Source organism: Halomonas sp. 3D7M, assembly GCF_014897885.1.
In the GTDB taxonomy this organism is placed as follows: Bacteria; Pseudomonadota; Gammaproteobacteria; order Pseudomonadales; family Halomonadaceae; genus Vreelandella.
In genome coordinates this window covers 1-1,425 of the sequence record NZ_JABUZF010000080.1, presented here as the reverse complement: position 1 = coordinate 1,425, position 1,425 = coordinate 1, and the positions used below count along the sequence as shown (strand labels likewise).

The following is a 1,425-nucleotide window of genomic DNA, read 5'->3' as shown; positions in this document are numbered from 1 at the left end:
TGGTTTGTCATTTATTGCTAAGCTATATAACTCACCATTTAATGCGATGGTTCCGAATGCTTTAAAAAAGATGAGGGTCGAGGGTGAATTTTTTGACCTGACTTTTAATCCATATACGGGCTCTGCAAGCTATTCTTTCTCAATAGGAGAAGGAATTCGGCTAGAAGTTAAAAAGTTTAGGGATGCTATTAAGTTACTAAACCTGCTTGGTTCTTCTGGTAAGAAATTATTTGCTGAGTTTTTATTCGAAAGCCTTCCTAAACTTGAGCTTCAAGTCGGGTGCTCCGGACAGGAGTTTGACTTTTCAGATGAGCTTCAGTCTTTAGAATGTGCTGTTAGTATTCTTTCCGATTTTGAAGTCAATGATATTGTTGATATATCTTTAGAAGAAATATCTCGACATGGTTCTCAGATATGTCAAATGCACAGCATTTCTGGAGCCGCTCCAAGTGTGTTTAAAGTCGAGTTTGATGTTGACGGGGATGGTTACGATCCATTAAAACCAACAGCGTGTATATTCTTGGTCACAACACCAATTGGAAGCCATGTTATTGGGGCGATTTTGGTTTTGACTGGTACGGTTGAAGGAATAGAAAACGGCAGGTTTCGGTTGATAAGTGAAGATGTTGTTATCGAGCAAAAAATCGTTTCAGAAAAAGATTCGGCTATATCAAACGAGGATTTGGTGTCGGCTGTAGAAAAAATAGAAGTAAAATACGAGTCAGATTTTTCAGTAGTCACTATGTTTCATAAAAGTGCTAACGAATGACTCAAGCCGACCGTTTTTCGCTACCGCTCCAATCGACGGCTTATTCAAGGCGTTAGGCAAAGGAGCATAAATGGAAATTGAGCCAATTATTCAGCTCGCAACAGCATTTAGAAATGCAATTGTGAGTGTCCCTAAGAATGAATTTGAAACAGGTTTGGGCTGCACAAACTTTCCTCATGCCTGCTGTGATGACGCATCGCTATTACTGGCAGCATTTCTCACTGACAACGGACATGAGGATAGCTATCGAGTTCACGGTATTCATGGTGGAAGTAAAGAAGAGTTACGAACTCATATATGGCTCTCGTATTCTGGTTTAATTATTGATATTACGGCGGACCAATTTCTAAGTTATGAACAACCACCAATAATTGTTGTTCCTGAATCCAATTTTCATAAAACATTTGAAATTGAAAGCAAGGAGGTTGCTGACTTCAGGGTAAAATTCGCAAATGACTTGAACTGCCTTTCTAATTTCAGCCGTGACTATGAGATGGTGCTAAGTATGATTAATATCTAACAAGATCATCGTTCATCACAACGTTATACCAACATTTTCTCAACATCCGCATTTGGCCGAAGACCGACACCACCAGCGCCGCTAGTGTCGGTTTTGATTTCCTACATCCCACTGTAAGCGTTCATTCCAGGACGTA

Annotated in this window: 2 protein-coding genes; both read left to right on the top strand. The window is 39.8% G+C overall.

Translation table 11 applies throughout. The features are described 5' to 3' along the window. On the top strand, positions 1-769 hold a 769-nt coding region (locus INT22_RS02980; protein WP_193067657.1), incomplete at its 5' end, for a hypothetical protein. 70 nt (positions 770-839) lie between these two features. Next, the gene (locus INT22_RS02975) at positions 840-1,289 is read left to right on the top strand and encodes a hypothetical protein (RefSeq protein WP_193067656.1); all 450 of its coding nucleotides are present in this window, start codon (positions 840-842) and stop codon (positions 1,287-1,289) included. Positions 1,290-1,425: the final 136 nt, after the last annotated feature.